This is a genomic window from Sphingopyxis sp. GC21, assembly GCF_025727575.1.
In the GTDB taxonomy this organism is placed as follows: domain Bacteria; phylum Pseudomonadota; class Alphaproteobacteria; order Sphingomonadales; family Sphingomonadaceae; genus Sphingopyxis; species Sphingopyxis terrae_A.
The window spans coordinates 1,331,196-1,344,364 of sequence record NZ_CP095845.1; the positions used below are offsets into that span (position 1 = coordinate 1,331,196).

Genomic DNA, 13,169 nt, shown 5'->3' on the forward strand with positions numbered 1-13,169 from the left:
CGGTGATTCAGGCGATCGTTTTCCTGCCGCTGCTCGCGGCGCTTGTCGCAGGTCTGGGCCAGCGCACCATCGGCACCACCGCAGCAAAGCTCGTGACCACCGGTGCGCTGTTCGCAAGCTGCGCGCTGAGCTGGTCGATTTTCCTGTCCTTCGTCGCGGGAACGGGCGAAGCGGGTGTCACGCCGGTGCTGCACTGGGTTTCGTCGGGCGCGCTCCAGTTCAACTGGGAATTGCGCGTCGACACGCTGACCGCGGTGATGCTGGTCGTCATCACGACCGTTTCGGCGCTCGTCCACCTCTATAGCTGGGGCTATATGAGCGAGGACCCGGATCAGCCGCGTTTCTTCGCCTATCTGTCGCTCTTCACCTTCGCGATGCTGATGCTCGTGACCGCGAACAATCTCGTCCAGATGTTCTTCGGCTGGGAAGGCGTTGGTTTGGCGTCCTATCTGCTGATCGGTTTCTGGTACAAGAAGCCGAGCGCCAATGCTGCAGCGATCAAGGCGTTCGTCGTCAATCGCGTCGGCGACCTCGGCTTCATGCTCGGCATCTTCGGCACCTTCCTGGTGTTCGGCACCGTCTCGATCCCCGAGATTCTGGCCGCCGCGCCGGGCATGGCCGGATCGACGATCGGCTTCCTCGGCCACCGCTTCGACACGATGACCGTGCTCTGCCTGCTGCTGTTCATCGGCGCGATGGGCAAGTCGGCACAGCTTGGCTTGCACACCTGGCTTCCCGACGCGATGGAAGGTCCGACCCCCGTGTCGGCGCTGATCCACGCCGCAACGATGGTCACCGCGGGCGTGTTCATGGTCTGCCGCCTGTCGCCGATGTTCGAAGCCGCGCCGGTCGCGGCGGGCGTCGTCACCTTCGTCGGCGCCGCCACCTGCTTCTTCGCCGCGACCGTCGGCACGACCCAGTGGGACATCAAGCGCGTCATCGCCTATTCGACCTGTTCGCAGCTCGGCTACATGTTCTTTGCGGCGGGCGTCGGCGCTTATGGCGCGGCGATGTTCCACCTGTTCACGCACGCCTTCTTCAAGGCGCTGCTTTTCCTGGGCGCGGGGTCGGTCATCCATGCGATGCACCACGAACAGGACATGCGCTATTATGGCGGCCTTCGGAAGCATATCCCGCTGACCTATTGGGCGATGATGATGGGGACGCTGGCAATCACCGGCGTCGGCATTGCGGGCGTGGCGGGTTTCGCCGGTTTCTATTCGAAGGACGGGATCCTCGAGGCAGCGTTCGCTGCTGGCGGTGGCGGCCAGATCGCCTTCTGGGTCGGTATTTTCGCCGCGTTGCTGACGAGCTTCTACTCATGGCGTCTCGTCTTCCTGACCTTCTATGGCAAGCCGCGGTGGGAGCAGAGCGAGCATATCCAGCATGCGGTGCACGACGATCATGGCCACGGCCATGACGATCACGCCCATGCGCCTCACCAAGACGCGCACGGCGATGGCACGGCGGGCTATCATCCGCACGAAAGCCCGATCAACATGCTGATCCCGCTGGGCGTGCTGTCGCTCGGCGCGGTGTTTGCGGGGATGCTCTTCAACCACCAGTTCATCTACCCGGAAGAGGGCGCGGCTTTCTGGAAGGGCAGCTTGGCGTTCAACGAACATTTGATGCACGCGGCGCACGAAGTGCCGCTGTGGGTCAAGTGGATGCCGTTCACGGTGATGGCGATCGGCCTGTTCCTTGCCTGGAACAGCTATATTCGCAACACGACGCTGCCTGCGCGGTTCGTGGCGCAGTTCTCGCTGCTGCACAAATTCCTGTTCCACAAATGGTATTTCGACGAGCTCTACAACTTCCTCTTCGTCAAGCCGGCGTTCGCGATCGGCCGCTTCTTCTGGAAGCGCGGGGATGAAGGCACCATCGACCGTTTCGGTCCCAATGGTGTGGCGGCACTCATCCAGGGGGGCACCCGGCTCGCGGTCCGGCTGCAATCGGGTTATGTTTATGGATATGCGTTCGTGATGCTGCTCGGTCTTGTCGGCCTCGCCAGCTGGGCCATGGTGAAGTTCCAGTGAGCGGTCTTCCGATCCTTTCGCTGATGCTGGCGGTCCCTGCGGTCGCCGCCATCGCCTGTGTCTTCGCCGGCGATCGCAACGCGCGCCTGATCGCGCTCGCGGCGACGCTGATCGACTTCGCGCTCGGCGTCATGCTGTGGGCGAATTTCGATATCGGCGGCGCGCAGTGGCAGTTTCAGGAGATGCATCGCGGCATCTTCGGCCCGTTCAACTATGCGCTCGGCATTGACGGCATCGCGCTGGTGCTGATCATGCTCAGCGTCTTCCTGATGCCGTTGTGCATCCTGGCGAGCTGGCAATCCGTGACGAAGCGCGTCGGCCTCTACATGGCGATGTTCCTCGTCATGGAAGTGGTGATGATCGGCGTCTTTGCGGCGCAGGATCTGCTGCTCTTCTATATCTTCTTCGAAGCCGGCCTGATCCCGATGTATTTCATCATCGGCATCTGGGGCGGCGCGAACCGCATCTATGCGGCGTTCAAATTCTTCCTCTACACGCTGCTCGGCTCGGTGCTGATGCTGATTGCGATGATCGCGATGATCCGTGAAGCGGGGACCACCGACATCCCGACGCTGCTCGTCTATAATTTCCCGCCGGAAATGCAGACGTGGCTGTGGCTCGCCTTTTTCGCCAGCCTCGCGGTGAAGATGCCGATGTGGCCGGTCCATACCTGGCTTCCCGACGCGCACGTCCAGGCGCCGACGGCGGGTTCGATGATCCTGGCGGGCGTGCTGCTCAAGATGGGCAGCTATGGGTTCATCCGGTTCATGATGCCGATGTTCCCCGATGCCTCGGCGCAGCTGATGTGGATCGTCTTTGCGCTGTCAATGATCGCGGTGGTCTACACCAGCCTCGTCGCGCTGGTGCAGAGCGACATGAAGAAGCTGATCGCCTATTCGTCGGTCGCCCACATGGCGATCGTGACCGCGGGCCTCTTCGCCTTCAACCAGCAGGGCATCGAAGGCGCGATGATCATCATGCTCAGCCATGGGGTCGTTTCGGCCGCGCTCTTCTTCTGCGTCGGCGTGATCTATGACCGGCTGCACACGCGCGAGATCGACCGCTACGGCGGCCTCGCGGTGAACATGCCGGCCTATGCGCTGTTCTTCATGCTCTTCACCATGGCGTCGATCGGCCTTCCGGGGACCAGCGGCTTCGTCGGCGAATTCCTGAGCCTCGCCGGTATCTACGAAGCGTCGAGCTGGGTCGCGCTGGTTTGCACGACCGGGATCATCCTGGGCGCCGCCTATATGCTTTACCTCTATCGCCGCATCGTGTTCGGCGAACTGACCAAGGACGATGTGAAGGCCATGCCCGACATCAATCCCCGCGAATGGGCGATTTTCGTGCCGCTGGCCGCGGTGGCGCTGTGGATGGGCGTCTATCCCGAAAGCTTCCTCGCCCCGATCCGCGGCGACGTGACCACGGTGGTCGCGCGCCTTGCGCCCGCCAAGCCCGCCGGCGATGCCCACGTCACCGCCGGCAAGCCCAAGGCGGCGCACGACGCGCATGGAGAGGCCGCCGCCGCCGGCGAAGCGCATCATGCGGGAGGCGTCCAATGACCGCCGATCTCGCCCTCATCTGGCCCGAACTGATCCTGACGATCGGCGGGCTCGTTACGCTGCTGCTCGGCACCTTTGGTGGTGACCGTCAGGTTGGCCTTTATCAGCTCGCGGCGCTCATCACGCTCGCTGCCGCGGCGGCGGCGGTCGTCGCGATGTTCGGGACGCAGGCTTCGGTCTTTTCGAATACGCTGGAAGTCGACGCCTTCGGCGGCTTTGCCAAGCTGCTCATCTATGCCGCAAGCTTCATCTGCATCCTGATCGCGCCGCCCTTCTTCAAGGACGCGATGCGCGCCGAATATCCGGTGCTGATCCTGTTCGCGGCGCTCGGCATGGGTATCATGGCGTCGGCGCGCGACCTGATGACGCTCTACGTCGGGCTCGAGCTCAACAGCCTTGCCGCCTATGTGCTTGCCAGCTTCATGCGGTCGGACGACCGGTCGAGCGAGGCGGGGCTCAAATATTTCGTCCTTGGCGCGCTGGCTTCGGGGATGCTGCTTTACGGCATTTCGCTGCTCTACGGCTTTTCGGGAACGACGCAGTTCGCCGGCATCGCGCAGGCGATGGGCGGCGGCATGAACAACGGTCTGCTGTTCGGCCTCGTCTTCGTGATCGCCGGTCTGGCGTTCAAGATCAGCGCGGTGCCCTTCCACATGTGGACGCCCGACGTCTATGAAGGCGCGCCGACCCCGGTGACGACCTTCTTCGCCAGCGCCCCGAAGGTCGCGGCGATGGCGCTCATGACGCGCGTCGTCATCGAAGCCATGGGTCCGGCGACCGCGGCGTGGCAGCAGATCGTGATCTTCCTCGCGCTCGCGTCGATCATCCTCGGCGCTGTCGGGGCGATCGGGCAGAAGAATATCAAGCGCCTGCTTGCCTATTCGTCGATCAACAATGTCGGCTTCATGCTCGTCGGCCTGGCCGCCGGCACCCAGCAGGGCGTCGAGTCGGTGCTGACCTATCTGCTCGTCTATGTCGTGACGACGATCGGCAGCTTCCTCGTCGTGCTCCAGCTGCGCGATACCGACGGCAATCCGATCGAAAGCATCCCGGCGCTCGCAGGCTTTTCGCAGCGCCGCCCGGGGCTTGCCGCGGCGATGGCGGTGTTCCTGTTCAGCCTCGCCGGCATTCCGCCGCTCTTTGGCTTCTGGCCGAAATATCTGGTGTTCCAGGCCGCGGTCGATGCCAATCTGCTGCCGTTGGCGATTGCCGGGATCGTCGCGTCGGTGATCGGGGCCTTCTATTACATCGCGGTCATCAAGACGATGTACTTCGACGACAAGTCGGAGGTTGAATTCGGTACCGGCGGCGTCGTGGTCGAGGATGCGGTCATTACCGCCAGCGCCCTGTGGCTGTCGGTCGTCGGCTATTTCTTCATTCCGGTGCTGGCGGTCGTCTCCGCCACCGCGGCTGCGGTGCTGTTCTGATCCCGCCGATCGAGCGGGTCGCGCAGACAGGTTCGACCAACGCCGACCTGCTGGCGCGGCTGGCGGCGGGCGAGCATGTCGGCGAGGGGCATTGGCTCGTCGCCGACCGCCAGACCGCCGGACGCGGGCGGCTGGGCCGCGCATGGGGCGATGGCCTCGGCAATTTCATGGGATCGACGGTGGTGCAGTTGCGCGCCGGCGACCCGCTCGCCGCGACGCTGGCGCTGGTCGCCGGGGTCGCGCTGGCGAAGACGATCCGCGCGCTCGCGCCGGCGATCGACTTCCAGCTCAAATGGCCGAATGATGTCCTGGCCGACGGTGCCAAATGCTCGGGCATCCTGCTCGAACGCAGCGGCGACAGCGTAGTGATCGGGATTGGCGTCAATCTGGTTTCCGCGCCCGATCTGCCCGACCGTGCCACCGCATCGCTCGCCGAAAAGGGCGCGGCGATCGACCGCGACCGCTTTGCCGATGCGCTGGCGGTCGCCATGGCCGATGCGCTCTGGACCTGGCGCCAGGAAGGCGTCGAAAGCATCGTGCGCGCCTGGTTGCCGCTGGGGCATCCCGTGAGCACGCCGCTACATGTGTCCGAACAGGTACTCGACGGATATTTCGACGGCCTCGCGCCCGACGGAGCGCTGCGCTTGCGCGGCGCCGACGGGGAGGTCATGCTGGTGCATGCGGGTGACGTCGAATTGCGGCGACCCGTAGAGGAGGGGACATAACCGTGCTGCTCGCGATCGATGTCGGCAACACCAACGCGAAATTCGCTGTTTTCCGCGACTCGATGGCGGTCGCGCGCTGGCGCATCGCGACCGACGACCGGCGCACCGCCGACGAATATATGGTGTGGCTCGATCAATTGCTGCGGCTCGAAGGGCTCGACCGCGCTGAAATCGACGCCGTGATTATCTCGACCGTCGTGCCGCGTGCGCTCCACAATCTGCAACTTCTCGCCGACAAATATTTCGGTGTCGAGGCACTCGTCGCCGGGCGCGAACCGGTAAGCTGGGGCATCGCGCTCAAGGTCGACGAGCCGCAGGCGGTGGGCGCCGACCGCGCCTGCAACGCCATTTCGGCGCAAGCGATCGAGCCGGGCAGGGACAAGCTGGTCATCAGCTTCGGCACTGCGACGACCTTCGATCATATCGGGCCCGACGGTGCCTATCTCGGCGGCATCATCGCGCCCGGGGTCAATCTGTCGCTCGAAGCGCTCGTCAATGCCGCTGCCAAGCTGCCACGCATCGCGATCGAGGCACCGGCGTCGAACAGCGTCATCGGCCGCACCACCGAAAGCCAGATGCTGATCGGCGTCTATTGGGGCTATGTCGGGATGATCGAGGGGCTTATGCACCGCATGAAGGCGGAAATCGGCAAGCCTGTCACCGTCATCGCGACGGGCGGGCTCGCGATATTGTTTCAGGAACAGGCGCATCTGTTCGACCGGGTCGAACCCGATCTGACGCTCAACGGGTTGATGCACCTCTATAATCAGAGAGGCATTTCGGCATGACCGTTCCCGGCAAGGAACTGCTTTTCCTCGCGCTCGGCGGCTCGGGAGAGATCGGCATGAACGCCAATCTCTATGGCTGCGACGGCAAGTGGATCATGCTCGATCTCGGCGTCAGCTTCGGGTCGCAGGATTATCCCGGCATCGACATCGTCATGCCCGACCTTGAGTTTATCGAGGATCGCAAGGCCGACCTGCTCGGCATCATCCTGACCCACGGGCATGAGGATCATATCGGCGCGATTCCCTATCTCGCCGCCGACCTTGGCGTGCCGCTCTATGCCAATCGTTTCACCGCCGGCCTGATCGCGCACAAGCTCGCCGAGAAAGGGCTGGAGAAAGAGGTCGAGCTGAAGGTTGTCGATATCGATGCGCAGTTCCGCATCGGCCCGTTCGGTATCCGATTGATGCCGCTCGCCCACTCGATCCTCGAGATGAGCGCGGCGGTGATCGATACGCCCTATGGCCGCGTCTTCCACACCGGCGACTGGAAGCTCGACGACGATCCGGTCATCGGCACACCGTCGAGCGCCGCGGCGCTGACCGCGGTGGGCTATGAAGGCGTCGATGTGCTTGTCTGCGATTCGACCAATGCTTTCAATGCGCAGGCATCGGGTACCGAGGGCGGCGTGCGCGATGGTCTGCTCGCCGCCGTCGGCGCGGCGAAGGGGAGGGTGGTCGTCACCACGTTCGCCTCCAACGCGGCGCGCCTCGACACGCTGGGGCAGGTCGCCAAGGCCACCGGGCGCACCCTGTGCGTCGCGGGGCGGTCGCTCGATCGCATTTTGGGCGTTGCACGCACCGCGGGGTATCTCAAGGATTTCCCGCCGACGGTCGACTTCGACGAAGCGATGCGGCTGCCGCGCGACAAGGTGATGATCGTCGCGACGGGCGGGCAGGGCGAACCACGCGCCGCGCTCGCGCGCATCGCCGAAGGGATTCACCAGATCAAGCTTGAGGCAGGCGATACGGTCGTCTTTTCGTCGAAGCAGATCCCGGGCAACGAGATTGCGATCGGGCGGATCATGAACCAGCTCGCGGCGCGCGACATTCTGACCGTGACCGAAAAGCAGGCGCATATTCACGTCAGCGGCCATCCGGGGCAGCCCGAACTTGCGGCGCTTTATGGCTGGCTGCGTCCCAGGCTGATCGTGCCGGTGCATGGCGAGATCCGCCATATGCACGAACAGGCGCGTTTCGCTCTCGAACAAGGCGTCCCCGACGCGCTGGTGCAGGAAAATGGCGATCTGGTGCGCTTGGCCCCCGGTTCCGCTCATATCCTCGAGCGCGTGCGCTCGGGCCGACTGATCCTCGACGGCGACGTGATCCTGCCCGCCGATGGCGAAACGATCAATGAGCGGCGCAAATTGTCCTTCTACGGCCAGATTTCGGTCGCGGTCGTGCTGTCCAAGGGCAAATTCGCGGACAGTGCGATCCAGTATCGCGGCGTACCGGTCGAGGACGAGCGCGAGGTCTTTCTCGACGAAATGAACGCCGCTGCAGAAAAGGCAGCCAAATCCCCGGCGCGCGACCGCGACGCCCTCAAGGAAGCGATCCGTCTTGGCGTCCGGCGCATCGCAACCGACTGGACCGGCAAAAAGCCGATCGTCGATGTGCTGATTCTGGATATCTGACCGATGAAATGGACCTCGGCGCTCGCCATCTACCTGCTTATCTGGGCGTTCAGCACCTTCTTCGTACTGCCCTTCCACGGCCGCCGTGCCGAAGATGATGCCGTGCCCTTGATCGATGGCCAGGAACCGGGCGCACCCGCGCGCTTCCACCCGCTGCGCATTCTGATCCAGATCACGATCGTCGCCACGATCGCCTTCGGCCTCTTCTATGTCGCCTATATCAACGGCTGGACAAACCCTGACGTCCTGAGCGGCCGCGCCTGACGCGACGCGGGCAGCAGCTTCGGGTCGAAGGGCCGGTTTGGGGTGGAGAGCAGAAAGGCGGCTTTCGGCCTTAGATCGGTGCAAAGGGGACGTTAAGACTGATTGCCTATGCCCCTACCGAGCCGCTTCGGAGCCAGACCGTGTTTGACGTTCATCTAGACATATCACTGTTCACCACGAACGCCGCGTTTGGCATGATCTCAGGCAGCATGCGCTTACCCCTGATTCCTCAGGTCGGCGATGTATTGTCATTCCGGATTACAAGGTCGGTCGAAGCCTTCTGCGACACCCACCCATTCACCGGAGTTTTGCGAGTCACTAATCGGATCATCAGCCCAGATGGGGTCAGTGTCGCTCTGGAGGATTTGACCGCCGCGACACCCGGAGATGCTCAGTCGATAATTGAAATTTTCGAAGAAAATCACGGGCTAAAGGGAGATGTTTGGGAAAACTAACGACGGCTATTAGGATCGTTGGTACCTTGGAATGACGACCAAAATTGGTCGTAGCAGGCCCATCCACTGCCGCGCGCCCCGGTTCCGCAATCAGCTCCGCAGGCGGTCGATCGCCTGTGCCAGTGCCACGTAAAGCTTGCCGATGTCCGACGACAGCAGCGTCACGCTGATCGCGGATCCGTCGCGCGCGCCGATCAGCAGGCGCAGCATCGCTTCGAAGTCATGGATGAACTGATTGACTGCTGCGTGGAAACCATCGTCATTCTGGTAGAGGCGCAGAATTTCCTTGGTTTCGCTGTTGTCGAGCAGCTTCACCGCGCGCCGCGCGAAGATGCCGCGGTCTCCCTTCAGATAGGCGTCCCACGCGGCGTCGCTGACCTCACTCGACATCACCTTGGTAATATCGATCGCGCTAGATTTGAGCGCTTCGGTGAGGATACCGACCTGCTTTGCGAGCGAATCCCGGTCCGATGCGGCGATGGCCTGCTCGGCTTCGGCGACGCGCTGTTCGACGCTGGCGCTGGTGTCCATGATCGTAATGAGCTGGCGCATGAGCCGATCGGCGGCGCCATTCGCCGCTTCCACCGCGCGCTGCGAGGCATCCTCGACCGCCTTGAGCTGCGCCGTCACTTCGGTCTTGAACGCCGCGTCGATGGCCTCGGTCGCGGTCGCCTGCATCGCATCGCGGGCATTCCCGACCAGTCGCTCGAGCGTCTGCCGCGCTTCGTCGGCCGCGGATTCGGCGGTGGACTTAACTTCGGCGAGGGTAGCGATCATGCGCGCGCCGCCCTGATCGGCAAAATCGTCCGCCCCCGCACGCAGCCGGGCCAAGGCCGCATCGGCGTCGGCAAGCGCTGCGTTGACCCGGTCGGTCAGCGCCTGTTGGCTTTCGCCATGCTCGGCCATCTTGGCTTCATTCGCCTGCAACGTCGATTTGACTGCGTTGACGTGTGACAAGGTCGATTGCGCAACGAGTTCGGAGGCTTCAAGCAGCGGCTTGATCTGCCCGAGCGCACCTTGGGTCGCCTTGCCGTGCGAGGCCATGCGGTCGAGCGCATGCGGCAGCGTTTCGTCGAGTTCGCGCGTCACCGCATCGAGCGCGAGCAACAGCGACTCGGCGTGAGTGATAAGCTGATGCGCCGAATTATTGCCGGTCTGCACATCGGCGATGAAGGCGCCCAGTTGGGCCTTGGTATCGTCGATCGCGCGACCGATGACACCGGTGCTGGCCGATACGCTGACATCGAGCACCTCGAGCTGCTGCCGCGTTTCGGTGACATGCGCCGTAATCCGCGCCGCCAGTTCCTCGCTCGCCGTGCCATGCGCCGCGAGCTGGTCGCCAAGCGCCGCGCCGGCTGCTTCTGCCGACGCAAGACGTGCATCCATCTGGTCTGCGGCGGCATCGACCCGGTCGCGATATTGCTGCCAGGTGGTATCGAGGCGCGCGCCCAGATTATCGACCGTCGTCTGTAGCGTATCGCGGATCGAGGCCGAGGATTGGGTGATTTGGGCCAGCGCGACGCCATGCGCGTCGGTGACTTGCGACGCCGCGGCAATCAGCCCCGATTCGGTTTCCTGCGTCTGCTGTTGCAGCGCGCCGAGCGCTTCGTGGAGGCCCGCTGCGGCGGCTTCGCCGGTCCGCGCGGCCTTGGCCGCCTCTTCGCCGAGTTCGGCGAGCTTGGCTTCAAGATTCGCGCCCTGCTGATGTGCGACGAGCCCCGCTTCGCGGAAATTGACCGCGAGCCGCTGCGCCACATCGTCGATGCGCGGCAGCCCGGCGAGCAGGCCGTCCATGCGCTGCATCGCGACGTCGCCCGATCGCGCGAGCTGATCGTGGGCATTGGCGATGACCGACGCATTGGTTGCGAGCTTGTCGCTGCTGTCGTTGAGCCGGAGCACGGCATCGACGCCCAGCTGCCGAACATTGCGCGCCTGTTCGGAAAGCTGACGCTGAGCCTCGCCGAGTTTCTCGCCAAGCACCGCCATCGATTGCGCAAGCGCATCATTTTCATGGCGCAGCGCCGCGGCGAGGCGAGCAAAGCGAGCCTGTTCGGACCGGCTCGACCGCAGCAACGCCATCCAGAGCAGAGTCAGCAAAACGAGCGGCATCGACAGGGTCGCGACAAGCGCCGGCCATTGATCGAGCGCGACCGGACGCGCAAAACCCTTCGTCGCGGTAAACAGGGCGAACAGGCACCAGCCGAGGCCGATGATTACCAACAGCGTCGGCATCAGCCGGTCGCGCCACGCGCCGCTCTGCGGATCGGGCATATCGTCGTCATCGGTCGCGACCGGCGTCATATCGAGCCATTCGCGCTCGACCGGAACCTCGGCTTCGAGGGCGGACGCGGCTTCACTCGCCGGTGCATCGGTCTGCGCCGGCTGCTCATTCTCCCGGTTTGCCGCGGACTCCCGCCACAGACCGACGATTTTCTTTTCCCCCGTCATCAGGCCATCTTAGCATCAAATGCCCGCCATGAAACGGAAACTTAACCATGGGCTGTCAAGGCTGTGGAATGTCGTTCGACAGCGGCCCTCTCGATCGCTTTCTCTCTTCGGCCATCGGCGACGATGCGGCGATGGCGATGGATCTGCGCGCCGTTTTTGCCGACAGCGCCCACGAGCTAGCCGACCTGATGCGCCGGTCGCGCTGCGATGCCAATTGGCATATGGCGGCGCTGCGGCTCAAGAGCCTCGCCGCGACCTTCGGCGTCATCTCGCTGATTGAGCTAGCGGAAGGCGCGATGGCCGGGGTCCCGGGCGATCCGGCAGTGCTGCGCGATATCAACGCCGCCATCGACGCCATCGGCTGACCCGGTTTCGGGTTCAAACGCCGTTCAGGCGGCAATCCCCATTGGAAATATCGACTGTGGTCGTCTTGCCATGGCAACGCGACGGGGCTAGCCGCGTTGCTGAACGTGGCCGGACCTGTTCGTGCGGGAAACCGGCGGCCGATACAAAGGAGAGATTTCGATGTTCAAGCGTTTCCGCCAGACGTCCGCAACCGCCGTTGCCGCCGTCCTCGGCTGCGCCCTGATTGTCGCCGCGCCCGCCGCCGCGAAGGAAAAGCCGAAAAAGGAAGAAGAGCAGAAGGGCGCGCAGCTCAAGCCCAGCAAGGAATTCAGCCCTGCGCTCAAGAAGCTGACCGAGGCGGCGAAGGCCAAGGACATGGCGGCCCTCGAAGCCGCACTCGCCGAAGGGCAGGCGAGCGCGACGAGCCCCGACGACAAATATCTCGTATCTTTCTACGAACTCCAGCTCGGAATCGGCAAGACCGACAAGGCGATCCAGGGCAAGGCGCTCGACGGCATGCTCGAATCGGGCCTGACGCCGCCGGAAAGCCTGGCCGCCTATAATTTCTTCTCGGGCAATTTCGCCTATGGCGACAAGGATTATGCGAAGGCCGTCAAGCGTCTGGAAGCAGCAAAGGCCGCCGGTTCGACCGAGCAGGGCCTGTCGGTTCTTCTGATGGACAGCTATCTCAAGCTGAACCAGGTCGATCAGGGGCTTGCTGTTGCGAAGGAAGCAATCGCTGCTGCGCGTGCCGCGGGCCGTGTGCCGTCGGAAGAACTTTATGTTCGTCCGGCAGGCGCCTTGCAGGCGGCGAAGCGCAATGGCGAACTGCTCGATATGCTGGCGATGCGCCTGCAGGACTATCCGCAGCCGGTGATTTGGCGGAACACGCTTTTCATCCTGCTGCAGCAGGAAGCGAGCGACAAGGTCATGAACCTCGACACGTTCCGCCTAATGCGTGCAACCAAGTCGATGACGCAGCGTCCCGAATATCTTGAATATGCCGCGCTGGCGACCGAGGCGGGCTATCCGAGTGAAGCGGTTGCCGTGATCAAGGAAGGCCAGGCTGCGAACGTCATCCAGACGTCCGACGAGCGTTTCAACACGATCCTCGAATCGCAGGAACCGCGGGCCAAGGCCGACGCCGTCGCGCTCAAGGCCGACGCGGCCAAACCCGCAACCGCGGCGAACCCCAAGCTGGCGCGCCAGACCGCCGACGGCCTTGTCGGCATCGGCGACTATGCGACCGCGATCTCGCTGTATGAAAAGGCGGCTGCCGGCGGCGACCCGCTTGCGCAATATCGCCTCGGCGTGGCGCAGGCTCTCGCGGGACAGAAGGATGCGGCGATCGCCAGCTTCGCAAAGGTGCAGGGTGACCGGGCACGTCTGGCGAAACTGTGGACCATCCACCTCTCGGCAACAGCGCCCGCTGCAGCCGCAGCAGCGGCTCCCGCAGCCGCACCGGCGAACTGATCGGACATAAAAAAG

Annotated in this window: 11 protein-coding genes; 10 read left to right on the forward strand and 1 reads right to left on the reverse strand. The window is 63.7% G+C overall.

What is annotated here, in order from left to right; all coding sequences use genetic code 11:
- Window positions 1–2: 2 nt before the first annotated feature.
- From nuoL to MU856_RS06400, 8 genes are all read left to right on the forward strand, one after another.
- Window positions 3–2,036, forward strand: coding sequence for an NADH-quinone oxidoreductase subunit L (gene nuoL, locus MU856_RS06365; RefSeq protein ID WP_263588607.1), 2,034 nt, complete (start codon window positions 3–5; stop codon window positions 2,034–2,036).
- Window positions 2,033–3,598: an NADH-quinone oxidoreductase subunit M gene (locus tag MU856_RS06370; protein ID WP_263588608.1), complete on the forward strand. Its 1,566-nt coding sequence runs from the start codon at window positions 2,033–2,035 to the stop codon at window positions 3,596–3,598. The genes nuoL and MU856_RS06370 overlap by 4 nt, the downstream gene beginning before the upstream one ends.
- Entirely contained in the window at window positions 3,595–5,025 is a 1,431-nt protein-coding gene (gene nuoN, locus MU856_RS06375; RefSeq protein WP_263588609.1) for an NADH-quinone oxidoreductase subunit NuoN, read from the forward strand. The genes MU856_RS06370 and nuoN overlap by 4 nt, the downstream gene beginning before the upstream one ends.
- The gene (locus MU856_RS06380) at window positions 4,947–5,750 is read left to right on the forward strand and encodes a biotin--[acetyl-CoA-carboxylase] ligase (RefSeq protein WP_082819952.1); all 804 of its coding nucleotides are present in this window, start codon (window positions 4,947–4,949) and stop codon (window positions 5,748–5,750) included. The genes nuoN and MU856_RS06380 overlap by 79 nt, the downstream gene beginning before the upstream one ends.
- 2 nt (window positions 5,751–5,752) lie before the next feature.
- Window positions 5,753–6,538 (forward strand): type III pantothenate kinase, encoded by a 786-nt coding sequence (locus tag MU856_RS06385; protein WP_003051630.1) that lies wholly within the window; start codon window positions 5,753–5,755, stop codon window positions 6,536–6,538.
- A complete protein-coding gene (locus MU856_RS06390; RefSeq protein ID WP_263588610.1) occupies window positions 6,535–8,169 on the forward strand; it encodes a ribonuclease J in 1,635 nt (544 codons plus the stop codon). The genes MU856_RS06385 and MU856_RS06390 overlap by 4 nt, the downstream gene beginning before the upstream one ends.
- A gap of 3 nt (window positions 8,170–8,172) precedes the next feature.
- Window positions 8,173–8,433: a DUF1467 family protein gene (locus tag MU856_RS06395; RefSeq protein WP_003051636.1), complete on the forward strand. Its 261-nt coding sequence runs from the start codon at window positions 8,173–8,175 to the stop codon at window positions 8,431–8,433.
- A gap of 140 nt (window positions 8,434–8,573) precedes the next feature.
- Entirely contained in the window at window positions 8,574–8,888 is a 315-nt protein-coding gene (locus MU856_RS06400; RefSeq protein WP_062902423.1) for a hypothetical protein, read from the forward strand.
- A 90-nt stretch (window positions 8,889–8,978) separates the two neighbouring features.
- On the opposite strand, the gene MU856_RS06405 is transcribed toward MU856_RS06400, so the two are convergent.
- Complete coding sequence (locus MU856_RS06405; RefSeq protein ID WP_263588611.1) at window positions 8,979–11,336, reverse strand: hypothetical protein; 2,358 nt, start codon at window positions 11,334–11,336, stop codon at window positions 8,979–8,981.
- A gap of 68 nt (window positions 11,337–11,404) precedes the next feature.
- Here MU856_RS06405 and MU856_RS06410 point away from each other — a divergent pair, with 68 nt between their 5' ends.
- Both MU856_RS06410 and MU856_RS06415 read left to right on the forward strand, forming a co-directional pair.
- The gene (locus MU856_RS06410) at window positions 11,405–11,701 is read left to right on the forward strand and encodes a hypothetical protein (RefSeq protein WP_062902425.1); all 297 of its coding nucleotides are present in this window, start codon (window positions 11,405–11,407) and stop codon (window positions 11,699–11,701) included.
- A 160-nt stretch (window positions 11,702–11,861) separates the two neighbouring features.
- Entirely contained in the window at window positions 11,862–13,154 is a 1,293-nt protein-coding gene (locus tag MU856_RS06415; RefSeq protein WP_263588612.1) for a tetratricopeptide repeat protein, read from the forward strand.
- The last annotated feature ends 15 nt before the right edge of the window (window positions 13,155–13,169 follow it).